Annotated in this window: 19 protein-coding genes; 5 read left to right on the top strand and 14 right to left on the bottom strand. The window is 71.3% G+C overall.

Annotated features, from left to right (window positions below; all coding sequences use genetic code 11):
- Genes OG928_RS29085 through OG928_RS29095 form a run of 3 tightly spaced genes read right to left on the bottom strand, consistent with a single transcriptional unit; the run spans position 1 to position 2,615 of the window.
- Positions 1-1,038, bottom strand: a complete 1,038-nt coding sequence (locus OG928_RS29085; RefSeq protein WP_406289145.1) for an LLM class flavin-dependent oxidoreductase — start codon at positions 1,036-1,038, stop codon at positions 1-3.
- Positions 1,039-1,089: 51 nt separating this feature from the next.
- Positions 1,090-1,830, bottom strand: a complete 741-nt coding sequence (locus OG928_RS29090) for an SDR family NAD(P)-dependent oxidoreductase (RefSeq protein ID WP_406289148.1) — start codon at positions 1,828-1,830, stop codon at positions 1,090-1,092.
- The gene (locus OG928_RS29095) at positions 1,830-2,615 is read right to left on the bottom strand and encodes an SDR family NAD(P)-dependent oxidoreductase (protein WP_406289151.1); all 786 of its coding nucleotides are present in this window, start codon (positions 2,613-2,615) and stop codon (positions 1,830-1,832) included. Before OG928_RS29095 ends, OG928_RS29090 begins: the two co-directional genes overlap by 1 nt.
- Before the next feature lie 259 nt (positions 2,616-2,874).
- Between OG928_RS29095 and OG928_RS29100 the strand changes: the two genes are divergently transcribed.
- On the top strand, positions 2,875-3,303 hold the full coding sequence (locus OG928_RS29100; protein WP_406289152.1) for a nuclear transport factor 2 family protein: 429 nt from the start codon (positions 2,875-2,877) through the stop codon (positions 3,301-3,303).
- A gap of 18 nt (positions 3,304-3,321) precedes the next feature.
- Here the strand turns inward: OG928_RS29100 and OG928_RS29105 are convergent, their stop codons facing one another.
- A complete protein-coding gene (locus OG928_RS29105) occupies positions 3,322-4,134 on the bottom strand; it encodes a BTAD domain-containing putative transcriptional regulator (protein WP_406289154.1) in 813 nt (270 codons plus the stop codon).
- 329 nt (positions 4,135-4,463) lie between these two features.
- On the opposite strand from OG928_RS29105, the gene OG928_RS29110 reads away from it, so the two are divergent.
- Positions 4,464-5,621, top strand: coding sequence for a sensor histidine kinase (locus OG928_RS29110; RefSeq protein WP_406289157.1), 1,158 nt, complete (start codon positions 4,464-4,466; stop codon positions 5,619-5,621).
- Here OG928_RS29110 and OG928_RS29115 read toward each other — a convergent pair.
- Positions 5,596-6,231, bottom strand: coding sequence for a DNA-binding response regulator (locus tag OG928_RS29115; protein ID WP_406289159.1), 636 nt, complete (start codon positions 6,229-6,231; stop codon positions 5,596-5,598). The two genes, OG928_RS29110 and OG928_RS29115, sit on opposite strands and share 26 nt — an antisense overlap.
- Before the next feature lie 249 nt (positions 6,232-6,480).
- On the opposite strand from OG928_RS29115, the gene OG928_RS29120 reads away from it, so the two are divergent.
- Complete coding sequence (locus OG928_RS29120) at positions 6,481-7,404, top strand: MBL fold metallo-hydrolase (protein WP_406289162.1); 924 nt, start codon at positions 6,481-6,483, stop codon at positions 7,402-7,404.
- A gap of 55 nt (positions 7,405-7,459) precedes the next feature.
- Here the strand turns inward: OG928_RS29120 and OG928_RS29125 are convergent, their stop codons facing one another.
- The 4 genes from OG928_RS29125 to OG928_RS29140 all read right to left on the bottom strand — a co-directional run bounded on the left by OG928_RS29125 (position 7,460) and on the right by OG928_RS29140 (position 15,685).
- Complete coding sequence (locus tag OG928_RS29125; protein WP_406289164.1) at positions 7,460-9,427, bottom strand: hypothetical protein; 1,968 nt, start codon at positions 9,425-9,427, stop codon at positions 7,460-7,462.
- Between the two features lie 148 nt (positions 9,428-9,575).
- Complete coding sequence (locus tag OG928_RS29130) at positions 9,576-11,729, bottom strand: SpoIIE family protein phosphatase (protein WP_406289166.1); 2,154 nt, start codon at positions 11,727-11,729, stop codon at positions 9,576-9,578.
- Between the two features lie 66 nt (positions 11,730-11,795).
- Positions 11,796-14,330: a SpoIIE family protein phosphatase gene (locus OG928_RS29135; RefSeq protein ID WP_406289168.1), complete on the bottom strand. Its 2,535-nt coding sequence runs from the start codon at positions 14,328-14,330 to the stop codon at positions 11,796-11,798.
- 395 nt (positions 14,331-14,725) lie between these two features.
- The gene (locus OG928_RS29140) at positions 14,726-15,685 is read right to left on the bottom strand and encodes a LysR family transcriptional regulator (protein WP_406289170.1); all 960 of its coding nucleotides are present in this window, start codon (positions 15,683-15,685) and stop codon (positions 14,726-14,728) included.
- 722 nt (positions 15,686-16,407) lie between these two features.
- Between OG928_RS29140 and OG928_RS29145 the strand changes: the two genes are divergently transcribed.
- Positions 16,408-17,991 (top strand): MBL fold metallo-hydrolase, encoded by a 1,584-nt coding sequence (locus tag OG928_RS29145; protein WP_406289173.1) that lies wholly within the window; start codon positions 16,408-16,410, stop codon positions 17,989-17,991.
- A 117-nt stretch (positions 17,992-18,108) separates the two neighbouring features.
- On the opposite strand, the gene OG928_RS29150 is transcribed toward OG928_RS29145, so the two are convergent.
- The 5 genes from OG928_RS29150 to OG928_RS29170 form a co-directional block, all read right to left on the bottom strand.
- Complete coding sequence (locus OG928_RS29150) at positions 18,109-19,149, bottom strand: ABC transporter permease subunit (protein ID WP_406289176.1); 1,041 nt, start codon at positions 19,147-19,149, stop codon at positions 18,109-18,111.
- Entirely contained in the window at positions 19,146-20,060 is a 915-nt protein-coding gene (locus tag OG928_RS29155) for an ABC transporter ATP-binding protein (RefSeq protein ID WP_406289179.1), read from the bottom strand. The genes OG928_RS29150 and OG928_RS29155 overlap by 4 nt, the downstream gene beginning before the upstream one ends.
- A complete protein-coding gene (locus OG928_RS29160; protein WP_406289182.1) occupies positions 20,057-20,476 on the bottom strand; it encodes a GntR family transcriptional regulator in 420 nt (139 codons plus the stop codon). The genes OG928_RS29155 and OG928_RS29160 overlap by 4 nt, the downstream gene beginning before the upstream one ends.
- A gap of 164 nt (positions 20,477-20,640) precedes the next feature.
- A complete protein-coding gene (locus tag OG928_RS29165) occupies positions 20,641-22,584 on the bottom strand; it encodes an ABC transporter ATP-binding protein (RefSeq protein WP_406291281.1) in 1,944 nt (647 codons plus the stop codon).
- 17 nt (positions 22,585-22,601) lie between these two features.
- Positions 22,602-23,402, bottom strand: coding sequence for an alpha/beta fold hydrolase (locus tag OG928_RS29170; protein WP_406289183.1), 801 nt, complete (start codon positions 23,400-23,402; stop codon positions 22,602-22,604).
- A gap of 323 nt (positions 23,403-23,725) precedes the next feature.
- Here OG928_RS29170 and OG928_RS29175 point away from each other — a divergent pair, with 323 nt between their 5' ends.
- Positions 23,726-23,938 (top strand): MbtH family protein, encoded by a 213-nt coding sequence (locus OG928_RS29175; RefSeq protein WP_406289186.1) that lies wholly within the window; start codon positions 23,726-23,728, stop codon positions 23,936-23,938.
- Positions 23,939-23,985 lie beyond the last annotated feature (47 nt).

Here is a 23,985-nt window from a genome sequence, read left to right on the forward strand (position 1 = left end):
TCAGCGCGCGCCGGCGGCCAGGTCGCGGGCCCGGGCCGCGGCGCGCAGGATCCGTACCCGTCCCTCCAGGTCGGTGGCCGCCGCCGAGACCATCACGCCGAGCGTGGTGACGCCCGCGTCGGCGTACGCGCGCATCCGCTCGGCGAGCCGGGGCACGGGGCCCACCAGGGCGGTGCGGTCGATGAAGTCCACCGGGAGCGCGGCCGCCGCGCCGGCCCGATCGCCCGCCGCCAACCGCCGCCGCAGCAGCGCGACCTCGCGTTCGTAGCCCAGCTCCCGGGCCATCGAGCAGTAGAAGTTCCGGGCCGGGTCGCCGATGCCGAGCAGGTACACGTACTGCTCGCGCAGCGCGTCCGCCGCGGTCGGCACGTCGTCGGCCACCGACGTGGGCAGGCTCGGCAGCACCTCGAACCCGTCCATGCCGAGCCCCGCCCGGGTCCGACCCGCCCGGATCTCGACGACGGCCTTCGCGACCGACTCCGGCGAGGTGAAGACCCCGAGCCAGCCGTCGGCGATCTCCCCGGCCAGCCGCAGCGCGTGCGGGCCGACCGCCGCCAGATACACCGGCAGGCGGGTGCGCGGCCGTTCGGTGGTCAACCGCAGCGGCGCGTCGCCGCCGGCGCCGGGAGCGGGCAGCCGAAAGTGCTCGCCCGCGTACGTGACCGACTCCCCGGCCAACGCCCGCCGAACGATGTCCACGTACTCGCGGGTGCGGCCCAGCGGCCGGTCGAACGGCACGCCGTACCAGCCCCGCGACACATCGGGATTGGACACCCCCAGGCCGAGCCGGAACCGGCCGCCGCTGAGCGCGTCCAGCGTCGCCGCGGTGAGTGCGGCCGTGCCCGGCGGCCGGGCCGGGATCTGCATCACCGCCGAGACCAGGCCGATCCGCTCGGTCGCGCCGGCCACCAGGCCGAGCACGCTCGCCGCGTCCGACCGATATCCCTCGGGCGCCAACACCACGTCGTAGTCCAGCAGTTCCGCCGCACGGGCCAACTCGCCGGCCCCCTGGTACACCAGATTCGCGCCGAGTCGCACGGCCGTCTCCTCAGGTCGGTCGAAGGATCGGTCAGGTCAGGTCAGGTCAGCTCAGATCAGGTGGGCGCCGCCGTCCACGGACAGCACGTGGCCGGTCGTGTACGCCGCATTGGCCAGGCCGAGCACCGCCTCGGCGACGTCCTCCGGCAGGCCGACCCGGCGCAGCGGCGTGCTCTGGCGGACCTTCTCGGCGATCGGCGCGAAGAAGTCGCTGTCCTGCGTCCAGGGCGTGGCGATCAGCCCGGGAGCCACCGCGTTCACGCGCACGTGCGGGCCGACCGCGCCGGCGAGCAGCACGGTCATGTGCTCGATCGCCGCCTTGCTCACCGCGTACGGGATCGAACTGCCCACCGCCCGGCGGCCGGCGACGGAGGAGATGTTGATCACCGCCCCGTCGCCCGACGCGGTGAGGTGCGGCACGGCGGCCACGGTGGTCTGCCAGGTGCCGAGCACGTTGAGCCCGAGGATCTCGTGCCACACCTCGGGGGTCACCGCCGCCAGGTCGGCGTGCGGGATCACCCGGGTGACCCCGGCGTTGTTGACCAGCAGGTCGAGTCGGCCGAAGTGCGCCACCGACGCCTCCACCAACTCCCGGGCCTGCGCCGGGACGGACACGTCCGCCCGGATGTACACCGCGTCCGGCAGGGCGGCCGCGACCTTCTCGCCGGCCTCCACCGAACGCGCGGAGTTGACCACGACCCGGAAGCCCTCGGCGCCCAGCCGGAGCGCGATCGCCGCCCCGATCCCGGAGGAGGAACCCGTCACCAGCGCCACTCGCTTCTCGGCGGACATCAGTAGTTGCCCAACCCGCCGCAGACGTTCAGCGCCTGCGCGGTCACCGCGGCGGCGTCGTCGCCGACCAGGTACTCGACCATCGCGGCCACCTCGCGGGTCTCCACGTAGCGACCCATCGGCACCCGGGTGGTGATCCGGTCGTGCGCCTCCTGCTCGGTGACGCCCCAGATGGCCGCGTAGTGCTCGCGGACGCCCTGGGCCATCGGCGTCTCGACGAAGCCGGGGCACACCGCGTTGACCGTGATCCCGGACCGGGCGAGCTCCAGGCCCAGCGCCTTGGTGAAGCCCACCACGCCGTGCTTGGACGCGGAGTACGGCGCGGCGTGCACTACGCCCTGCTTGCCGCCGGTCGAGGCGATGTTGACGATCCGGCCGCGGTCCTTGGCCAGCATCCCGCCGGTGGTCAGCACCTCCTTGGTCATCAGGAAGACGCTGTTGAGGTTGGTGTCGATGACGTCGAACCACAACTCGTCCGGGATCTCCGCGGTGGCGCCGCCGCCGCTTCGGCCCGCGTTGTTGACCAGGATGTCGACCGGGCCGAAGCGCTCGACGGCCGCGCGCACGTACTCCCTGATCTGCACCGGCCGCGCGACGTCGCACACCGAGCCGTCCGCCTCGAAGCCCGCGCTCCGCAACTCCTCCAGCGTGGCGTCCAGTTCGTCCTTGCCCCGGGCGCAGAGGTAGACCCGCGCGCCGAGCGCGGCCAGCCGGTGCGCGACCTCCTTGCCGATTCCGCTCGTGGCGCCGGTCACCAGGGCCACGGGGCTGCCTGTCTCGCTCATGGGTCTCCGTTCCCGCTGTCGTAGGGGGACACGGCGCGTCCCGCCGTCGTGGGGAGAGCGTGGGACGGGCGACTTGAGGCGAGGTGGAAGCCGGCTGGAGCGCGGGACGGCCCGCTTTCCAGCCGATTTCGAGGCGGGCCGGTCAGGCTGGCCCGCGCCGGCCGTCGGCACCGCCCGGGACACCCTCGACGCACCGAAGACACCGAAGACATCGAAGACACACCCAAGACACACCCAAGACACGCCAAAGGAGAGCCCGATGACCCAAACCCCCGTCCGCACCGACCTCTACGCGCGGGTCCAGCACTTCTACGCGCATCAGATGCAGGCCCTCGACGCCGGCCGGTTCGAGGACTACGCCGCGACCTTCACCCCGGACGGCACCTTCCAGCACTCGCCGGCCGCCGAGCCGGCCCGCACGCGGGCCGGGATCGTCGCCGAACTGGTGGAATTCCACAAGCGGTTCGACGGCGACCCGGTGCAGCGCAGGCACTGGTTCAACCACATCGCGCTGGTCCCGCGGGCCGACGGCGGCATCGCCGCCACGGTGTACGCCCTGGTGGTCACCGTCCGCCCGGGCGGCAAGCCGGAGATCGCGCCGAGCTGCGTGGTGCACGACGTTTTGGAGGTGGGGGAGGACGGGGTGTACACCCGCTCCCGTCGGATCACCCACGACCAGCTCGGCTGATCCCGCGACGGCGAACCGTCAGTACACCGGTCGCAGGGCCGGCACGGCCGCCTCCCAGCGGTCGAGTTCGGGCGCGCCGGACAGCACGGCCTGGTGCAGCCGCTGGAGCCGTGCCGACGGCTCCACGCCGAGTTCCCGATACAGGCGTTCGCGGAGTTCGCGGAACTCCTGGAGCGCGCGCCAGGGACTCCCCGAACGGCAGAGCGCGATCATCAGTTGGGCGCACATGTTCTCGTTCAGCGGATACCGGACGATGAGCGTGCGCAACTCGCCGAGAAGGGCCGCGTGGTAGCCGAGTTGCATATCGGCCTCGATGCGTTCCTCCAGCACCTGCGTACGCGTTTCCTCCATGTGGATGATCTCCAGACCCAGCACCCGCCCCACCGGGACGTCGATCAGAGCCGGCCCCCGCCACAGTGCGAGGGCCTCGGTGAGAAGCGTCGACGCCGAGCGGGGATCACCGGCCGCCAACGCGATACCGCCCTCGGCCGCGGCGCGTCGGAATTTCGACCAGTCGCAGTTTTCCGCGGGCACCGTGATTCGGTAGCCGCCGAAGGAAGTCGCCAGGAAATCCTTCGGGGAGCGTTCGGGAAAAGTTTGTAACGCCTTTGAAATTCGGCGGCGCAGTTGCATGATGTACGTCTGCAGTGTCGTGGCCGAACTGCGCGGTACGGCATCTCCCCATAATTCCTCCATCAGTGTTGCCACGGGTACGATCCGACCCGCGTGCAATGCGAGCAGTGCGAGGATCTGTCGGGGTTTTCCCGCGCTCGGCACGATGGATTGCCCGTGCTCGCGGACCAGCAGTTCTCCCAACACCTCGACATCCATGGGCGTCCTCCGATCGGGTGGCTCGGCAACGTCGATCCGACCCTCGCATCGACCGGCGTCCGCCGCCCAGTGATGTGGTCACGTGCCCGGGGGTGAATTCGACACGGACCCGTGAGGAATTCACGCTTCCATTTCCGGAGGCCATCCGCGGAACCCGCCGGGCCTGCGCGATCGCGGCACCGTCGGCTTCCTCGGGGCCGGTCGCCCGTCGATTCGATCATGGCCCGATATCGGCGGACGCGCTGTGACCTGTACGACAACCGCATTCGACGTGATCGGTTTCCTGATTGACTGCGCCCCTCGGATCCATATTCGATCGGGCGGACGGTATGGTCGACTTACCGAAGGGTGAGCCACCCCCTTGGCTCGCGGCGTGCATCGTCCTGGCCGTGCAGTCCGCGGTCGGCCTCCTCGGCTTCCTGAACCTCCTCGCCGGACATCCGACGTCCGGCCGGATCGCGCTGTACGTCACCGCCTTCGTCGTGGTGTTCGCCCTGCAAAGCCTGCACTGCGCCCTGTGGGGCTCCCGACTCCGCGCCCGGTACGGCAGGTGGACCCTCGCCGCCCAGGCCCTGCTCACCTACGGCCCGCTGTGCGCGCTCGGACTCGCCTGGGCGGGCATGTCGGGCTTCCTCGCCGGCGCCGCGCTGCTCGTGCTCAATCCACCGTGGTCGATCACGGCCTTCGGCGGCGCCACCGCGCTCACCGGGGGCTGGGTGATGATGATCGACCACCGGCCGCTCGGGGTCTGCATCGGCGTGCTCTCGTGCGCCGTGAACGCGCTGATGGTGTACGGGGTCACCCGCATCGCCGCCTGGAGCGTGATGGTCCGGCGTGCCCGGGAGGAGTGCTCGCGGCTGGCCGTGGAGGGCGAACGACTACGGGTGGCACGGGACTTGCACGATCTGCTCGGCTACAACCTGGCCGCCATCACGCTCAAGTGCGAGTTGGTGACCCGGCTCGTCGACGACGAGGCCGAACGCGCGCAGGCGGAACTCCAGGAGGTGTTGGTGATCTCCCGCCAGGCCTTCGCCGACCTGCGCTGTGTCGCGCACGGCTATCGACAGTTGTCCCTGGCGGTGGAACTGTCCGCCGCCCGGCGGGTGTTGAGCGCCGCCGGCATCGATCTGGCCATCCACGACGAGCGCGTACCCCTGCACGAGGACACCGGCACCGTCCTGGCCACGGTGGTCCGCGAGGGGGTCACCAACGTGCTGCGGCACAGCCTGGCCCGGAGTTGCCGGATCACCATCTCCCGGACGGAGGGTCGGCTCGTGCTGGAGATGGCCAACGACGGCGTCCCCACGAACGGGGACGCCAGGGCGCCGCATCGCATAGGTGGCGGGTTGGACAATCTGGGCCGCCGGCTCGAGGAGGTCGGCGGCACGTTCCGCGCGGGCGCCGACGGCGACGGCTGGTTCCGACTCACCGCCGAACACCCGGTCGGGCCGCTGCGGGGCCTCAGCTTATCCAAGCCCGCGCTCTAGCGATCCGCACGGCGTCCACCCGATTGCGGGCGTTGAGCTTGGTGACGGTGGCGGTCAGATAGTTGCGTACGGTCCCCGTCGACAGGTGCATCGCACCCGCGATCTCCGTCGCGTTCATGCCCTCCGCGGCCATCTGCAGCACGTCGCTCTCCCGTGGGGTCAGCGGGCTGCCCCCGCCGCGCCGGCCGGCCGGGCGCTCCTCCGCCTCCCACGCGCCGGGCGGGATCCGGGAGTCGATCACCCGTTGTCCCGGGGCCACCAGGCGGATGGCGGCGGCGAGTTCGGTGGGTGGGGCGATCTTGGGAAGGAAGCCCCAGACGTGCGCGTCGATCGCCCTGCGCACGGTGCCCGGCTGGTCCAGCGCGGTCAGCACGATGGCCCGACAGGTCGGCACCATCTCGTGCAGCAGGCTCGCGGCGTCCAGTCCGTTGGCGCCGGGAAGGTTGATGTCGATGACCGCGACATCGGGTCGCAACTCGATCGCCGCCGGCAGAATCGCCCGACCGTCCGCGATCTCCGCGACGACGGACAGATCCGGCTCCAGCCCGAGCAGCGCCACCAACGCTCCTCGGATCATGTGCATGTCCTCGGCCAGTAAGATCCGGATCACCGGTCTCCCCCGTGTCGGCTCCTGCTCGATCTGCCGTGCCCCAACAGTTGGCACTATTACAGATCTGCTCCGCCGCCCATCCTTCGACACCTCCCGCGATCGCCGCCGCCCCGGCCGGTTTCGGCACGCTTTCGGCGCGCGTTTCTCCTGCATTCGGCCGCAGTCGGCCGCCGCTCCAGCAATCCTCGATCACCGGGCGCGAGCATGGCCGCCGTTCCCACCATCGGTCCAGGACCGCCAGGAGGCACGGTGTCCGAGACGACCCGGCAACAGCCGTCGACAGCCCGACTCACCGAGGTCGCCGACGGCGTCTTCGCCTATGTACAACCCCACGGCGGGTGGTGCGTCAACAACGCGGCCCTGGTGGTGTCCCGCGACGGGTCGGCGCTCGTGGACACCGCGGCCACCGAGGCCAGGGCCCGGCGGCTGCGGGCCGCGATCCTCGAAGTGGCCTCCACCGCGCCGCGGATCCTGGTGAACACGCACTTCCACGGCGACCACACGTTCGGCAACTTCGTGTTCCCCGAGGCCGTGGTCGTCGGGCACGCGGACGCCCGGACCGAGATGGCGGCGGCCGGCCTGCACCTGACCGGGCTGTGGCCCGACGTCGAATGGGGCGACCTCGACCTCGCGCTTCCGGTGATCACCTACCGGGACCGGATCACCCTGCATGTGGGCGACATCCGGGCCGAGTTGATCCACCTCGGCCCGGCGCACACCACGAACGACACCGTCGTGTGGCTGCCCGAGCGCGAGGTGCTGATCACCGGCGACCTGGTGATGTCCGGCGTAACGCCCTTCGTGCCGATGGGGTCGGTGTCCGGAACGCTGGCGGCCCTCGACCGGATGCGCGCCCTGGGCGCCCGGACGATCATCACCGGCCACGGTCCGCCGGCCGGCCCCGAAGTGTTCGACGTCACAGCGAACTACCTGCACTGGGTGCGGGATCTGGCGCGCGCGGGAATCGCCGCGGGACTCACCCCCCTCCAGGTCGCCCGGGAGAGCGACCGCACCGCCTTCGCGCACCTGCTCGACTCCGAACGGCTCGTCCCCAACCTGCATCGGGCCTTCGCCGAGGAGCGCGGCGCGGCCCCGGGCGCCGCACTCGACATCGGCGCGGTGTTCGCGGAGATGGTGGAATTCCACGGCCGGCTGCCCGCCTGCGACGCCTGAACGCGGCCCCCGTTCGGCGAGTTCGCGCCCCGGGCGCGGATCCGGCCCCGGTCGCTCAGTCGAATACGGCCGCCGCGGTCGCCGCCAACTCGGGCAGTGTGCCGGGGAAGTCGGGGGCCAGACGGACGGCCACCGCCCACGCGTCGGGATTGTCGCCGAGGGTGCGCGAGGTGTGCTCGGCGATCACGCGCCGGGCCTCGGCGTGCCCTTCCGGGAAGAACGGGGCGAGGCTCCGCACGGCTTGCAGCAGGTGCGGCGCGGGGTGGGCGAGTTCGACGAACTCCCGGATCGACAACAGCTCGTGGGCCAGGGCGTGCACGTACCAGCCGACGGGGAACACGGTCTGCCCCGCAGGGCCGGGCAGAGGCGGCACGGGCAGTGGATGGCGCAGCGTGGCCGACGCGTGCGCGGGCGAGCGATCGGCCAGGAAGGGCGCCAGAGTCGGATCCGTTCGGCACGCGGTCAGGCTCAGTTCGACCGGGCAGTCCCAGTGCAGCGCCAGCCTGGACAGCGCGGCGGCCGGCAGCGGGTCCCGCGCGTGCGCCAGGACCGCCGCGGGCCAAAACGCCCGAGGCAGCGGCTGCCCGGCCCGGCCGGGATCGGCGCGGATCGCCGCGATCAACGCGGCCGGACTCTCGTGCTGGGCCACCGCGGCGCGCAGCCGCTCCAGGCCGCGGGATCCGTGGCCGGCGAAGCGTAGGATCTCGGCCGAGGCCCGGTCCAGCCGGCGCCGCAGCTTCGGGTCGTACAGCGCGGCGCGTCCTCGGCATTCCCACAGGCCGAGCAGCCCGCGCAGTGTCCTCGCGGTGCCGAGGGAGTTCTTGCCCGTCTCCAAGGCGATCCGGATGAGATCCGGATGGTGGCCGTAGACCGCCTGGGCGCCCTGATACCGGTGTGGGTTCCCGTCGTAGCGCAGCCTGCGGCGGACCGCCGCGGACAGCGGCACCCGACGCGGCGCGTCCTGCCGGGTGGCGAGGTGGACCGCGTGGCCGATGTCGGCATGGGACGGCTCCAGGAACAGCAGCGCGCCGTTGACCTCCGGGTCGTGCAGCGCGAGCAACGCGCGCACGGACTCGCGGGTGCGGGGCGCGATGTGCACGAGCGACGTGGTGAGTTCCGGCGCACGGCGGATCGCGGGTACCACCACGCGCACGGCCACCTCCGCGGCGTCCAGGAACCCGCGGATCGCGTTCACCGGCAGCGCCGCGACCACCCGCGCGGCGATCGCGGGGTCGACCCGACCCAGCATGCCCGCCGGGGACAGCGCGGCCCAGGCGAGCTGCGTGGACCCGGAGACCACCGGCATCGCGGACTCGTCCCAACGGGTGGCCTGAGCCGCTTCGCGCAACCCCGGGGCATCCGTCCGGGCGGCCCGCACCGCGTCGGCGCACAGCTCGGGGAACGTCCCCGGGTGGGTCGGCGTGCGCCCGATCAACCACAACCACGCGAGCAGGTCGTCCCCGGGGAGCAGCGCGGCCGCTTCGTCGAGCAGTCTTTCGATCGGGGCGAGCCGCCTGCCGCCGACCGACCGCGAGTAGTGCTCCAGCGTGCGAATCGCCGACCAGCCCGGCGCCGCCTCCAGCGCGACCCGGCGCGGGGTGACCACGCCCCGGCGCAGCGCCGCGTCCAGCGCCCGGGTGTCGTGGACGGGCCGCCCGGCCGACAACGCGACGACGAGCGCGAGCACGACCTCGGCGGGACAGTCGTCGCGCGCCCCCAGGCGCGCGCGGACCGCACCGGAGAAGGGCGTACGACGGTGCTCGCGCACCACGAGGGGCCAGTCGATTCCCCCGGCGCCGTCGAGCACATCGCGAGCGTCCTCGACGTCGTCCGCCCGCAGCCGGGCGATCAGCGCGGCGCCGTCGAGCCCCGCCACGCGGGTCGGCGCCGCGGTCGCAGGAGTCGCCACACCGGGTGCGTCGCCGCCCTCGGCCGCCGTGCCGAGCCGCCCGCGAACCCGCGCGGCGACGGCCGCGTCCGCGTGCCCGAGCAGCAGCTCCGCCTCGAACACCCCAGCGCCCATGCCACCCCGCACTCTCGCCGGCACTCCTCACACACCCGCCACCGTGCCACCGCGCGACCGACCGCCACCCGCACGGCGACGAAAACGCCCGTTCACCATAACCACTCACGCCCACGCCGCAGCCGACCCCGCCGCGCGTGCGGCGCGCTCAGCGGGAGGCCGGCAGCGGCTGTTCCGCCCAGATCGTCTTGCCCTCCGCGGTGTAGCGCGTGCCCCAGCGCTGGGCGAACTGCGCGACCAGGAACAGGCCGCGTCCGCCCTCGTCGGAGGTCCGCGCGTGGCGCATCCGCGGGGTCGTGCTGGTGGCGTCGGACACCTCGCAGATCAGCGTGTCGTCTCGGATCAGCCGCAGCCGGATCGGCCCCGCGGCGTAGCGGATCGCGTTGGTGACCAGTTCGCTGACCACGAGTTCGGTGGTGAACGCGACGTCCTCCAGCCCCCACTCCGTGAGCTGCCGGCCGGTCAGGGCGCGGGCCTCGCCGACGAAGGCGGGGTCGGCGGGGAGATCCCACGACACCACCTGCGACGAGTCGAGCGTGCGGGTGCGGGCGACCAGGAGGGCGACGTCGTCCTCCGGGGGATCGTGGACCAGGGCGTCCAGGATCGACCGGCAGATGGCGTCCAACGGCCGGTCGGGGTCGGCGAGCGACGCGCACAGCCGGTCCATCCCGGAGTCGACGTCGTGGTCCCGGGCTCCGAGCAGGCCGTCGGTGTACAGGGCCAGCAGACTGCCCTCGGGCAGTTCGAACTCCGCCGCCTCGAACGGGAGACCGCCCAGCCCCAGCGGCGGCCCGGCGGGCAGGTCGAGGAACTCCACCACTCCGTCGGGTCGGACCACGGCCGGCGGCGGGTGCCCGGCACGCGCGACCGTGCACAGCCGGCTGACCGGGTCGTACACCGCGTACAGGCAGCTGGCGCCCAGCGCGGTGGTGTCGACGCCGCCCTCTCCGGCACCCTCCTCGTCGACGAACCGGATGACCAGGTCGTCGAGATGGGCCAGCAGCTCGTCGGGCGGCATGTCGAGATCGGCCAGCGTGTGCACCGACGCGCGCAGCCGGCCCATCGTCGCCGCGGCGTGCGTGCCGTGGCCCGCCACGTCGCCGACGACCAAGGCGACGCGCGCCCCGGACAGCGGGATCACGTCGAACCAGTCGCCGCCCACCCCGGTCCGGTCGTCGGCGGGCAGGTAGCGGCTGGCCACCTCGACGGCGGTCTGCCGGGGCAGTCCGTGCGGCAACAGGCTGCGCTGCAGGGCCAGCGCGGCGGCGTGCTCGTGGGTGAAGCGGCGCGCGTTGTCGATGCACACGGCGGCCCGGGACACGAACTCCTCGGCCAGGATCAGGTCGTCGCCCTCGAACGGGTCGGGGGTGCCGCGGCGGAAGAAGTGCGCCACGCCCAGGATCGTGCCGCGGGCCCGGATCGGGACGACCATCATCGAGTGCAGGCCGACCGTGCGGGCGCGATCCGTGGACACCGTGTCCTCGGCCAGCCACGGCAGGATCGCCGGGTCGAGGATGGGTTCCAGGACCGCCTTGCCGTCGATCAGGCAGCGCGCGCCGGGTGAACTGCGCACCACAGGGGCGCGCTCCCCGGTCTTGGCGATCGATTCGCGCAGCTCGCTGCGGTCGTCGCCGTGCAGGCCCTCCTGGACCGAGCGCTGCCCGACGCGGATCAGCACCGGGTTGTCCCGGACCGGGCCCGGCGCGGGCTCGACGCCGATCAGGACCGGATCCAACAGGTCGACCGCGACGAAGTCGGCCAGGTCGGGGACCGCGACGTCGGCGAGTTCCTGGGCGGTCCGCGCGACGTCCAGGGTGGTCCCGATCCGCGCCCCGATGTCGCTCAGCAACGCGAGTCGTTGGCGCGCCCGCCACCGGTCGGTGACGTCGATCACGATGTAGCACACCCCCGCGGCCATCCCGTCGTTGTCCTCGAGCCGGAAGAACGACGTCGAGTAGGCGTGCACATGCTCCGGGTCGCTCGCGGTGCGGCCCTGGTACTCGTGGTCGATCAGCGGCGTCCCGGTCTCCAGGACCTGCCGCATGCGCGCCTCGATGGACTCGGCCGGCAGCCCGGGCAACACCTCGCTGAGCCGGCGACCGATCCGCCGGGCACGCGGTATCCCGCCGGTGCGCTCCAGGTGGTCGTTGATCCACACACAGCGCATCTCGGTGTCGACCACGGCCATGCCGATGGGTGCCCGGTTGAGCATGTGGTCGAGCAGCGCCCGATCGGCGCCCCACGGCACGCCCGACGCCGCCTCGCGCGCGTCGTCGGCACCTGAGGTGTCCGGTGTGGCCATCGAGCCCTCCTGCCTTCTCCTTCTCCATGGTCGCGCGTCCACCGTCGGCGGGCGCGTGCCCGCCGGTCAGTGCGGACCGGTGGATGGTTCCGTCCCGGTCCAGCGGGTCAGCAGTACGGCGACGTCGTCGGCGCGTTCGTTCAGCCGACCCGCGTCGCGCAACATGCGGTGGGCGAGTTCGGCGACGGACGCGTCGCGGGTGTGGGACAGTGCCGCGCGCATCCGCTCGATGCCCAGGTCGATGTCCGCGCCGACGTCCTCCACCAGACCGTCGGTGTACAGCGCGAGCACCGATCCCGGCTCCAGGGACAGGCGCGTCACCGGGTATTCGGCGTTCCGGTCCACGCCGAGCAGGGTGCCGCCGGTGACCTCGACCACCCGCGCCTGCCGGTCGGCACCGCACATCAGCGGCGGCGGGTGGCCCGCGCGCACCACGTCGGCCACCCCGGTCAGCGGGTCCAGCTCGATGTAGCAGCAACTGGCGAACAGCTCGGAGTCCAGATCCGCGAGCAGCTGGTTCGTACACCGCACGACCCAGTCGGGCCCGTGCCCACCGGTGGCGAACGCCCGTACCGCGCTGCGTAGTTGTCCCATCGTGCCGGCCGCCGCGACGCTGTGTCCCTCGACGTCCCCGATGACCAGGGCCACCGCGCGCCCGGTGTCGATGACGTCGTACCAGTCACCGCCGATCTCCATGCCCTGGGTGCCCGGCAGGTACCGCGCCGCGACCTCCAGGTGCGGCAGGCTCGGCAGCCGGTGCGGAAGCAGCGCGTGCTGGAGGCCGCGCGCGAGGGTGAACTCCGCGTCGTACAGCCGCGCGCGCTCCAGGGCCTGCGCGATCAGGCCGCTCAGCGCGGTGAGCACCGAGCGCTCCTCGGGGGTGAACACGTGCCGCCGGTCGAAGCCGAGAATGCAACTGCCCACCGGCCGGTCGGAGGCGATCAGCGGCAGGAACCCCCACGCGCACATCTCGTCGATCGGGATCCCCGGGTACGCCGCGGCCAGCTCGGCCGCCGACTCGAAGAAGATCGGCGCCCCCTGCGTGAGCGCCTCGACGCCCGGCAGCGAGGCGTCCAACGGGACCCCCTCGAACCGGTCGAGGAACCCCTCGCGGTAACCGGTCTGCCGAGCCAGGAAGAAGCGCTTGTCGCGGACGATGTAGATGGCGATCTCCTGGCCGCCGAAGGCCGGCAGGATCTGGTCGGAGACGGCCTGGCACACCTCGTCGACCGACACCGCCTCGGTGAGCGCGCCGGCCATCTGGAGGACGTGGTAGATCGCGCCCAGGCGCGGCGGAGCGACCTCGGACTCGGGCTCGGCGAAGGTCCCCGCCTCGGTATCCGGCTGGTCCGCCCGGTCGGCGGCGCTCGGCGGCGCCTCCACCCGTACGACCTTGCCGGTCAGCCCGTACGGGTCCGGGTACAGCGCGAACGCCAGCCACCGGTCACGCGGGGTGCGGGCCAGGAACGAGCCGGGCTGCTGCGAGAGCATCGCCGCCCGATAGCGGTCCTCGTAGGACGGGTCGGCGAGCCACGGCATCGCCTCCCACGGGGTCTTGCCCAGGACGTCGTCGAGGCGGACCCCGAGCAGGCCCTCCAGGTTGCGGTTGGCGTAGGTGATCCGGCCCTCGGGGTCGAGCGAGAAGACGCCGTGGGGCAGCCGCTCCGCCGCTTCGGCGGCCGCGGCTCCGGTGCCCAGGTCCAGCACTGCGCCGACCAGGTGACGCGAACGGCCGCCGTAGTCGTTGTCGGCGACCCGGCCCCACACCTCCAGCGGCCGCCGAACCCCGTCCGCCCCCTGCACCTGGAGCCGCCAGGCCAGCACCCGGCCGGTCTCGACCGCGCTGTGCGCGGCGTCGCGGAACGCCCGCCCGCCGCCGGAGACCACCCGGGCGGCCAGCGTCGCCGGGCGCCGGTCGAAGTCGGCCGGATCGACGCCGAACAGAAGGCACATCTCGTCGTCCGCGTCGAACTCGTCGGTGGCCACGTTCCAGTCGAAGAGCCCCACCCGGATCAGCGGGAACGCCGAGGTGGGCAGCGGTGTCAGCGTCGGCGGGCCGTCGTACTCGATACCCGCACCGCGTTGCAGCCGCTCGGCGAGGACGGTCCCCAGGCGCTTGGCCGCCGCCCGCAGGCCGCGCCGCCGGGAGGACGGCAGCCCGTGCCCGGGCGAGACGGGCCACATCACGCAGACCACGCCGAAGGTCTCGGCCCCCGCGCGCACCGGCGCCGAGGCCGACGCGAACGCGTACGGCATGCCCAGCGCCAACTGGGGGAAGCGCCGCATGGTGTCGCCGTCGTCGGCCAGGAACACCGTCCGTCCGGTGCGGAACGCCTCCGGCGCGGGCAGCGCCCCGTTCACCGAGACCCGGCTCCACTGGTCCACCAGGGACAGCGCGAGCCCCGCGACCTTCGCCAGGACCAGCGAGCGCCGGTCCGGCGAGCGCAGGTAGACCACACCGGCGTACGCGCCCGTGGCCTGTACGGCGTCGCCGAGGCATTCGGAAAGGACCGCGTCGAACTCCTCGTCGAGTTCGACCGCGGTCTGCGCCTCACGAGGGCGCCCGTGCGCAGTTCCGGACCCGGGCGCGATCCCCGTCATGGGGGACACCCGCGTCCTCGTACCGTGCGGCACGGCGGCTGCTCCGCGGCTTGCTCGCACATAGTCTCAGAGGACGCCCGCGCGGAGCCGATGTCAAGCGGACGGCATTCCGGTTGTGGCTCCTCGGACCGGTCGGGCGGGCCGCGCCGCGACGGCATCCGCAGAGCCATTGGATATCCGATGTCCGACAGGGGTGAAGGTATTGGATGCGCCCGGGGGCCGGCGGCCTGTGTTCGACGGCGGTCGGGAGGGGCCGGAAGGTCGCGTGGGCCCTCGCGGGGATGGTTCGAACTGCTGCACCCGATCACGTTGACGGAGGTGGACCCCGCCGACTACGCGGCCCGTCTACCCCGGTGGGCACGGTCCGACGGCGGGTGTCTCGGGGGCGCGGGCGCTCACCAGGTGGGCGCGGCGCGCAGGAGCCGGTCGCGGACGGCCGTGACGTGCGGGTTGCCGGGCGTGCCCGGGCGTTGGACCAGGTAGCCGGTGTTGATCGGCGGGTCCTCGGGGTCCTGGAGGGCCACCAGTTCGCCGGAGGCGAGTTCGTCCAGGCACAGGTAGCGGGGCAGCACCGAGAAACCCGCGCCCGCGAGCACGGCGGCGAGCACCCCGCGCAGGTCCGGGACCGTGACCGCGGCCCGGCAGTTGAGCCGCCTGCCGAAGACGTGCCGCCAGTAGCGGCGGGCGATCGGCAGGTCCTGGGCGTACGTGATCAGGGGTACGCCGTGCAGCACACCGGGGCCCTCGGCGTCGATCCGCGCCGGGCCACCGATCCGCTCGGCCCACGCCGGGGCGGCGACGAGGACGAACTCCTCGTCGACCAGCGGCACCGCGATCAGGGTCCGGCCCGGCGGACGGACGGTGGCGACGACCAGGTCGTGGCGGCCGGAGCGCAGTTCGTTCAGCAGCGGATCGGTCGGCCCGGTGGTCACCGCCAGGCGTACGCCGCCGGCCACCAGGGGCGCGAGGGCCGGCAACACCCGGGCGCACAGGAACTCGGCGGGGCCCGCCAGGTGGACGGGCGCGGCGGGGGCGTCCTCCTGGGGCTCGCCGCGGCCGGTGACGTACGCCAGGGCGTCGAGGGGCCCGGCCACCCGCGCCGCGAGCTCGTCGGCGAACGGCACGGGAGCGACACCGCGCGGCAGCCGCTCGAACAGCTCGCGCCCGAGCCGGCGCTCCAGTGCACGGATCTGTGTGGTCACCGTCGGCTGCGACAACCCCACCAGGTGCGCGGCCGCGGTGAACGAACCGGACCGGTGCACGGCGAGGAAGGTGCGCAACAGGTTCAGGTCCGCGGGCCCGGCGTCGGGCAACGCCGCCGGCCCGGCCGACCCATTGGAATCCTTATTTCCCACGGCGGCAATCCTATTGGATTCCCGGGGGCAACGGGCGGACGGGCCGGCTGCCCGACCGGGCCGCTCCCTCGTCCCGGATCGCGTGTACGCCGAATTCGGCGGCGAAGTCGTCGGCGAAGTGGGGATGAAGTCGGGGAAGAAGTCCGGGGTGCGGGAGTCGTCGCCGTCGGCCGTCGCCGGGAAAGTCGGATCGTGGTTTCGTGGTCCGCGTCGGGCACACTGCGACGACGAGGAAATGCGTCGCCTTCTCGTCGCCGCGGGCAAAGGCGATCGATATTCGGTGCGAGTATTTCGACGATGCGTTCCGACGGACGGTCGAGGCAAGTATGCGCTCGAACCCGCAGGGTCGACGACCGACCGTCGGGCGCGGCCCGGATCGCGGTGGTGTGCCCGCCGGACCGGGTGCTCGGGGGCGTCGGGGCCGGTGATCGGGCCGGAGTACGGGCCGGACTCCGGGGGTGCGGGCGAGCGTTCGGCGAGGTTCAACCGACGCGGTGCCGCAGTTGAACACCCGCGCCCGGCGCCCCCGAAGGGAAGCCGGCGAGCGGGCATCCGGAATTGCGGCCCGAGCGCCACGCCTTTCGGCCAAGGCGCGTCGGCCGCGCGTTATCCGCGCGACGGGAGAGCATTGAACGCCGGCATCGGCACCCCCCATAGTTGTGCCCAGTCTGCCCACCGAGGGTTGTCGAATCTCCCGGATCTGCAAGGAGGGGAGTGCGCGGATGACGGATACTCCGGTATTTCTGCGATCGAAAGTCATAGTCGAACCACTGGTGGACAGGTTCTATGCCTGGCTGCACACGGTGGCGCCGATACAGGCGGCAATGAACCTGGCGTACCTTCAGGTGCCGATGCTCGAGTCCTATGTGCAGTCGCCGCAGGTACACATCGCGGCCAGTCACAACCCGGAGCTCCGGGGCGGCTACTTCGTCAACGTCGGCGCGGATCGCTCCGCCGAAGTGCGGGACCTGCTGGAGACGATCAAGCGGGACCGGGCCGACATGCTGCGGCTGGCCGCCGCCGTGGCCGAGGCGCAGGAGCTGGTGCGGGCGAACGCGACCGGCTTCGATCTCACGCCCCTGTACCCGAAGCTTCCGCCCGAGCTGGGCGGGCTCGTCGAGCTGGCCTACGACACCGACAACCAGGCGTCGATCCGCTTCATCGAGCCGTTGGCGTACGAGAGCCGGGCCTACGTCGAAGGCCGGCAGTCGGTCCAGCTGTCCCTGGAGCCGGGGACGGAGCGCCCGTTCATCCTGAGCACGCCCCGACTGCCCTCGCCGGATGTGCTCGAACTGCCGATCCCGTTCCGCCACGCGGGCCTGGAGGAGCTGTTCAAGGCCCGGGTGCAGCCGACCACGCTGAGCAGGCTGCGCGAGGCGCTCGAACTCGGCGACGCCGAAGCCGGACAACTCGCCGGGCTGCTGAGCGAGCGGCCGAGTGCGGCCGAGGACCGGCATATCGAGGCCGGCGGTCGGATCCGCTACTTCGGACACGCGTGTCTGGTCCTGCAGACGCCGGAAGCCGCCATCGTGACCGACCCGTTCATCAGCGCGGACAGCTCCGCCGGGGACCGGTACACCCTCGACGACCTCCCCGACCACATCGACCTGGTGGTGATCACGCACGGCCACCAGGACCACATCGTGCTCGAGACGTTGCTGCAACTGCGCGGACGGGTCGACGCGATCGTGGTCCCGCGCCCCTCGCGCGGCAACCTCGAGGACCCGTCGATGGCGCTGATGCTGCGGCACATGGGCTTCCCGGTGGTGGAGGTGGACGACTTCGACGAGGTGCCCTTCCCGGGCGGGAAGGTGGTCGCCACGCCGTTCCTGGGCGAGCACTGCGACCTCGACATCCGCGGCAAGTCGACCTACTGGGTCGAGCTCGCCGGGCGCACGGCGTTCGTGGGCGCGGACTCCTCCGGCATCGACCCGCAGCTCTACCGCCACGTCCGCAACCACCTGGGCACGGCGCACTACGCGTTCCTGGGCATGGAGTGCGACGGTGCCCCGCTCACCTGGCTCTATCAGGCGCTGTTCACCAAGCCGGTGACCCGGAAGATGAGCAAGTCCCGCAAGCTCTCGGGGTCGAACGCGGAGCAGGCCGCCGCGATCATGACCGAACTGGGCGCGGAGGAGGCGTACGTGTACGCCATGGGTGAGGAGAGCTGGCTCGGCCACGTCATGGCCACCACGTACAACGAGGACACCTACCAGCTCAAGCAGGTGGAGGAGTTCCTGACCTGGTGCGCCGACCACGGCATCAAGGCCGGGCACCTGTTCGGCCAACAGGAATGGCGCTGGTGACACCCGCCGGTGCCGTCCCGGGTCCGCGAGGTCTCGGAGCGGCACCGCGTTGATCGTCCGATCGGCCGGCCGCGTACGACGCGGCCGGCCGATCGTTCGTCGTCCCCGGGTCGGGGGTCAGGCCAGGCCGCGGGGGATCCGCCAGAGCGAGAAGCCCGTCAGCAACAGGGCGAGGCCGAGGAAGAGCCCGGTCTCGGTCGACTGGAAGGTCCAGTAGCGGTTGGCCGGTTGGTAGGTCACGTCGAAGTGGAGATTCTGCTTCGCCAGGCAGGCGCCGGACGAGGCGAGGTCGGGCTGGGCCGGCTCCAGGCAGCTCTGCACGGCCGCGTCGGTGCGGACCGGCTTGCCCTCGGCGGTGAGGATCCTGCTGCTCGACGTCAGCACCAGGGCGCCGGGCATGCCGTAGCTCTCGACGCGGATGGTCGACGAGGTCGGAATGGCGTCACCCGACTCGTCGCCGCCGCCTTCGAGGATGAAGCTGCTGACGCGCGGCAGCGAGGTCGCGTCGACCGCGATCGACGTCTCCTTGGGCGGGAGCAGGTACGGGCGGACGTACGGCATCACGACCTGGACGACCGCGAAGACCACCAGGGTGACCGCCATGGCCGGAACGGTGCGGCGAATCAGCAGCCCGACGGTGGTGCCCAGGGCGAAGGCGAAGACGGCGTAACCGAGCGGGGCGAGGTTGCGCGAGCCGAAGACGAGCGCGTCGAACCGGTTGCCCACGACCTGGTCGTAGGGGCGGGCCGCCCAGGTCAGCAGGGCGCTGAACAGCCCGGCGACGATTACGGTGGCCAGGGCGATGATCGCGACCTTGATCGCGAGCCAGCGCACGCGGGTGATGCTCTGGTTCCAGACCAGCCGATGCGTTCCGGTCTCCAGCTCGCGGGTGATCAGGGGCGCGCCCCAGAACGTCCCGATGATCGCGGGGACGATCAGGAGCAGGCCGCCGATCAGGGCCAGTTGCGCCTTGTAATCGGATTCGAACCGGTTCTCCGCGGCGGCGCAGGTCTTGCCCGGCACGCAGTCGGCGATCCGGGAGTCGTAGCCGTCGCGGATCGTCATCCCGAGGAAGACCAGATAGATCGCCAGCACGACCAGCGCGCCGAGCGTGACGAGCGCTTGGGTACGGAACTGTCGCCAGGTCAGCCAGATCATCGCTGTGCCTCCGAGGATCGCTCCGACGTACGGCTTCCGGGCACGCCCGCCGCCGCTCCGGCGGCCTGGGTCATGTAGGCGAGGACCATGTCCTCGAGGTCGACGTGCTCCGCGGCACTGACGCTGTGCGGCACGGACCCGGCGGTCTGCACCACCAGGGTGCTCTGGCGGGCGGTGTGCTCGGCGGTGACGACGTTGATGTTCGCCGGTAAGGAATCCAATTCGCCGCGAACCCCGGTCAGCCGGTAGTGCGTTGCCAGCAGGTCGTCGACCTCGCCGGCGAGCTGCACGCGACCCGCGGCCAGCACGATCAGGTAGTCGCTGACGCGCTCCAGATCGGAGAGCAGGTGGGAGGAGAGAATGATGCTGACATCGATCTCGACGACGACTTCCATCAGGTTCTGCAGGAACGCGCGCCGGGCCAGCGGGTCCAGCGCGGCGACCGGCTCGTCGAAGATCAGCAGTTCGGGCCGCTTGGCCGCGGCGATGGTCAGCGCCAGCTGGGCGCGCTGGCCGCCGGAGAGCCGGCCGGCCTTCTGCGCGGGGTCCAGGCCGAGCTGGCGGATCCGTCCCTCCGCCAACTGCCGGTCCCAGCGGGGGTTCAGCCGGGCGCCCAGCCGCAGATGATCGGCGACGGACAGGCCCGGGTAGATCGGGGTGTCCTGGGCGACGAAGCCCACCTTGGCCAACTGGGCCGCGCTCGCGGCGGGCCGGTTGTCGAGCACCTTGATGGTCCCCGATGTCGGCGCGATCAACCCGCACGTCAGGCCTAACAGGGTCGACTTGCCGGCCCCGTTCGGGCCGACCAGGCCGATGATCCGTCCGGACGGCACGTTCAGGGTGCAATCGGCCAGGGCCTCGTGGTGGCCGTATCGCTTGCCCAGGCCCTCGGTTTGTAGAACCGACGTCATTTCCTCACCTCTTCGGTCTTCTGCGCTTCTGCGGTGGTCCGCAATGTGCTCCGGAACGTGGTCGTGAAGAGAGCCTCGATGCTGTCCGCGTCCAACCCGGCGCGCCGGGCGTTCGCGAGCCACGTCTGCAATTCCCGGCGCAGTGGCTCATGCGCGGCGAGCGACCCGTCGGTGAGCGTGCGGGTCACGAAGGTGCCCACGCCCGGCCGGGCCGTGACGAGACCTTCGTGCTCCAGTTCCCGGTAGGCCTTGAGCACGGTGTTCGGGTTGATCGCGAGCTTGGAGACGACCTCCTTCACAGTCGGCAGTTGGTCGTCCTTGGAAAGCATTCCGAGACGCAGGGCCTGGCGGACCTGCTGGACCAGCTGCTGGTAGGGGGAGACGCCGGAGCGGGTGTCCAAGTGGAAATCGATCATCGTCGCTTCACTTTAACTAGGAGACTAGCACTTTAGCGTAATGGGTGCCTGACACTTCGTGTCGTACACCACCATCGCCGTAGGGCGGCACAGCGAAACGGCCGGGGTGCACCGCGTGGTCGCGGTGCGCCCCGGCCGTTTCGGCAGCCGGCGGATCGTCGGGATCAGGGCAGACTCGGTGAGGAGACCTCCGAGGTCAGGTCGACGTCGGGTCCGTCCCGGTCGGCGAACTGGGTGCGGTGGAGGTCGGCGTAGAGCCCACCGGCCGCCAACAGGCTCTGATGGGTGCCGCGTTCTCGGACGCGACCCTCGTCGACGACCAGGATCTGGTCGGCGTCGCGGATGGTGGACAACCGATGGGCGATCACCAGCGAGGTCCGCCCCGCGAGCGCGGTCTTGAGGGCCTGCTGGATCGCCGCCTCGGACTCCGAGTCCAGGTGCGCCGTCGCCTCGTCCAGCACGACGATCGGCGGCGACTTGAGCAACAGCCGTGCCAGGGCCACGCGTTGCTTCTCCCCGCCGGAGAACCGGTGGCCGCGGTCGCCGACCATGGTGTCGAGGCCGTCGGGGAGGGACGCGATCATCTCCCAGATCCGCGCCGCCTCGCACGCCTGGACCAACTCGGCCTCGGTGGCGTCCGGACGGGCGTACAGCAGGTTGGCCCGGATGGTGTCGTGGAACAGGTGCGCGTCCTGGGTGACCACACCGACCGTGTCGTGCAGCGATTCCAGGGTCAGCTCCCGAAGGTCCTGACCGCCCACGCGCACGGCGCCGCGGACGGGGTCGTAGAGCCGGGGCACCAGGTTCGTGATCGTGGTCTTGCCCGCACCCGACGGGCCGACCAGCGCCGTCATGCTCCCCTGCGGCACGCTGAAGCTCAACTGCCGTAACGTCCACGCGTCTTCGCCGCCCGATCGGTTGCGGGCGGCGGTCGACTCCAGCGAGGCCAGCGAGACCTCCTCGGCGCTCGGGTAGCGGAACCAGACCTCGTCGAACTCGATGTCGAACTCGATCTCGGTCGTGCTCTCCCCGTCGCCGGAGGCGGCGGCCAGGTCGTGCGCCCCGGGGCGTTCCACGATCAGCGGCTTGAGGTCCAGGATCTCGAAGACCCGGTCGAAACTCACCAGCGCGGTGATGAAACTGGACTGGATGCTGGAGAGCTGATTGATCGGCCCGTACAGCCGCAGCAGCAGCGCGACCATGGCGACCAGGGCCCCGAGTTCGAGGGCGCCGTCGATGGCGAGCTTGCCGCCCAGGCCGTACACCAGCGCGGTGGTCAGCGCGGTGAGCAGGGTGGCCAGAATGAAGAACAGCCGCCCGTAGACGGCCGAGAGCACCCCGACGTCGCGGACCCGGGCGGCCCGCCGGGCGAACACGTCCGACTCCTCGCGCGGGCGTCCGTACAGCTTGACGAGCATCGCCCCGGACACGTTGAACCGCTCGTTCATCATCGACCCCATCTCGGCGTCGAGTTGCATCTCCTCCCGGGCCAGGCGCTGCATCGCCCGCCCGAAGTACTTCGCGGGCAGCAGGAAGAGCGGAATCAGCACCAGCGCGGCCAGCGTGACCTGCCAGGAGAGGTAGAACATCGCGGCGAGTACGAGACCGACGGTCAGGAAGGTGGAGACCGCCTGGGTCAGCAGGGTCGTGACCGCCTGCTGCGCGCCGATGATGTCGGTGTTGAGCCGGCTGACCAGTGACCCGGTCTGCGCGCGGGTGAAGAAGGCGAGCGGTTGCCGCTGGACGTGCTCGAACACCTCGGTGCGCAGTTCGTAGACGAGCCCCTCGCCGACCCGCCCGGAGAACCACGCCTGTAGATAGATCGCCGCCGCGTCCACCACGGCCAGCGCTGCGATGGTGGCCGAGAGCGCCACCACGACGGAGAACTTCCCGGGACGGATGCCGTCGTCGATGACCATCTTCAGGATCAGCGGGCTCGCCGCCATGATGACGGCGTCGACGACCGTCGCCAACAGCGCCAGCGCCACCCACAGGCGGTGGCGGCCGGCATACGGGAGAAGGCGCCGAACCGTGCCTGGCGAGACCTTTTGCCGAGTGATCGAGTCGTCCAGGCGGAGAGTCGGCCCCATGCCCGGGGCGGACATCATGGTCACGGAACTTCCTCTCAGTACTTGTCGAGGAACTCGATGATCGCCGAGTTGACCTCTTCGGGCCGTTCCAGATGGCCGAGATGGCCCGCCGCGGGAATCTCGACGAGGTCGCAGTTCGGAATGCATTCCGCGAGCTCGGCGGCCAGATGCGGAGGGGCGATCAGATCGTCGGCGAACGAGACGACCCGGCACGGCGCGACGATCTTCCGCAACTCCGCGCGACGGTCTCCGGCGAGATCGACCCAGGCCTGACCGTCGGCCGTGTCGACGTCGCCGGACAGTTCCAGGATCTCCAGCCACATCGCGGCCGCGTCGTCGTCGTTCAGGGTGGTCGGCGACAACATCTGAATCGCGGTGTTGAGCGCGCGATAGGCGGGCGGCGACGAGCCGGCGCTTTCCTGCATCGCCCGGTCGGCTTCCGTTTGGGCACGCCGAATGGCATCCGATCGGGCCCGCGAGGCGATCAGGACCGCGCTGCGGACCATATGCGGATGGTGGGCCGCGATCTCCTGCGCGATCAGCGCACCCAGTGAGAGTCCGACGATTCGGCAGGGCCCCAGGTCCAGCGCCTCGATCAATCCCGTGGTATCGGCGACCATGTCTTCGAGCGAGTATTTCCCGGCCGGCGCGTCGGAAGGCGCAATGCCCCGGTTGTCGAAGGTGACCGTCTCGTATCCGGCCTGATTCAGTGCGGGTGTCTGGTGGAGGGTCCAGACCCGGCCGGCGGCCCCCGAACCCATGATGAGAAGAACGCTTTCTCCGCGACCGGTGCGCTCGTAGGAAAGTCGGATGCCGTTGGCGTGCAGGTAAGGCATGGCAGTTGAGTTCCATTCGCCGTGGGGAATGGGGCGCCCGCTGGTGCACTATGTCACCGGCCCGCCTTGTCGATCAATGCGACGACGTCGGCCGGCGTGTATGGCCGCGCCAAGGGTGTTCAACCGGGGCGCCGCCGCAGTTGAACGAGTGTGAATGAAGCACATCGGGGCCGCCGCCGGCCATGATCGAGACGACCGATGGTCCGGTTGACATCCCCCAGTGGCTGATTGAGGATGACGGCCGAGTGGGACAGAAGATCCGAAAAAGCTGCTGAATTGCTTTCCAATTCAGGTCTATTTCGCTCCACCGAGAGGGCGGCATCGTGACGAATCCGTTCGAGGATCCCGACGGCAGATTTCTGGTACTGGTAAACGACGAGGGTCAACATTCGCTCTGGCCGGTCTTTATCGAGGTGCCGGAGGGCTGGACGAGCGTCTTCGGGGAATCCGGGCGCCAGGAATGCCTGGACTACATCGACGAGTCCTGGACCGACCTGCGACCCAAGAGTCTGATCGAGGCCATGGAGAAGAACTGACCTTCTCCGGTCCGCGGCCGAAACCGATACGAATTGGGGGACGGCCG

This window comes from Embleya sp. NBC_00896 (assembly GCF_045207785.1).
Lineage (GTDB): Bacteria > Actinomycetota > Actinomycetes > Streptomycetales > Streptomycetaceae > Embleya.

What these genes read in the sequence shown, in the direction of transcription:
- OG928_RS29090 (WP_406289148.1), bottom strand. Translation starts at nt 1,830, where the DNA reads ATGTCCGCCGAGAAGCGAGTGGCGCTGGTGACGGGTTCCTCCTCCGGG.
- OG928_RS29095 (WP_406289151.1), bottom strand. Translation starts at nt 2,615, where the DNA reads ATGAGCGAGACAGGCAGCCCCGTGGCCCTGGTGACCGGCGCCACGAGC.
- OG928_RS29100 (WP_406289152.1), top strand. Translation starts at nt 2,875, where the DNA reads ATGACCCAAACCCCCGTCCGCACCGACCTCTACGCGCGGGTCCAGCAC.
- OG928_RS29105 (WP_406289154.1), bottom strand. Translation starts at nt 4,134, where the DNA reads ATGGATGTCGAGGTGTTGGGAGAACTGCTGGTCCGCGAGCACGGGCAA.
- OG928_RS29110 (WP_406289157.1), top strand. Translation starts at nt 4,464, where the DNA reads ATGGTCGACTTACCGAAGGGTGAGCCACCCCCTTGGCTCGCGGCGTGC.
- OG928_RS29125 (WP_406289164.1), bottom strand. Translation starts at nt 9,427, where the DNA reads ATGGGCGCTGGGGTGTTCGAGGCGGAGCTGCTGCTCGGGCACGCGGAC.
- OG928_RS29130 (WP_406289166.1), bottom strand. Translation starts at nt 11,729, where the DNA reads ATGGCCACACCGGACACCTCAGGTGCCGACGACGCGCGCGAGGCGGCG.
- OG928_RS29135 (WP_406289168.1), bottom strand. Translation starts at nt 14,330, where the DNA reads ATGACGGGGATCGCGCCCGGGTCCGGAACTGCGCACGGGCGCCCTCGT.
- OG928_RS29145 (WP_406289173.1), top strand. Translation starts at nt 16,408, where the DNA reads ATGACGGATACTCCGGTATTTCTGCGATCGAAAGTCATAGTCGAACCA.
- OG928_RS29150 (WP_406289176.1), bottom strand. Translation starts at nt 19,149, where the DNA reads ATGATCTGGCTGACCTGGCGACAGTTCCGTACCCAAGCGCTCGTCACG.
- OG928_RS29155 (WP_406289179.1), bottom strand. Translation starts at nt 20,060, where the DNA reads ATGACGTCGGTTCTACAAACCGAGGGCCTGGGCAAGCGATACGGCCAC.
- OG928_RS29160 (WP_406289182.1), bottom strand. Translation starts at nt 20,476, where the DNA reads ATGATCGATTTCCACTTGGACACCCGCTCCGGCGTCTCCCCCTACCAG.
- OG928_RS29165 (WP_406291281.1), bottom strand. Translation starts at nt 22,584, where the DNA reads ATGATGTCCGCCCCGGGCATGGGGCCGACTCTCCGCCTGGACGACTCG.
- OG928_RS29170 (WP_406289183.1), bottom strand. Translation starts at nt 23,402, where the DNA reads ATGCCTTACCTGCACGCCAACGGCATCCGACTTTCCTACGAGCGCACC.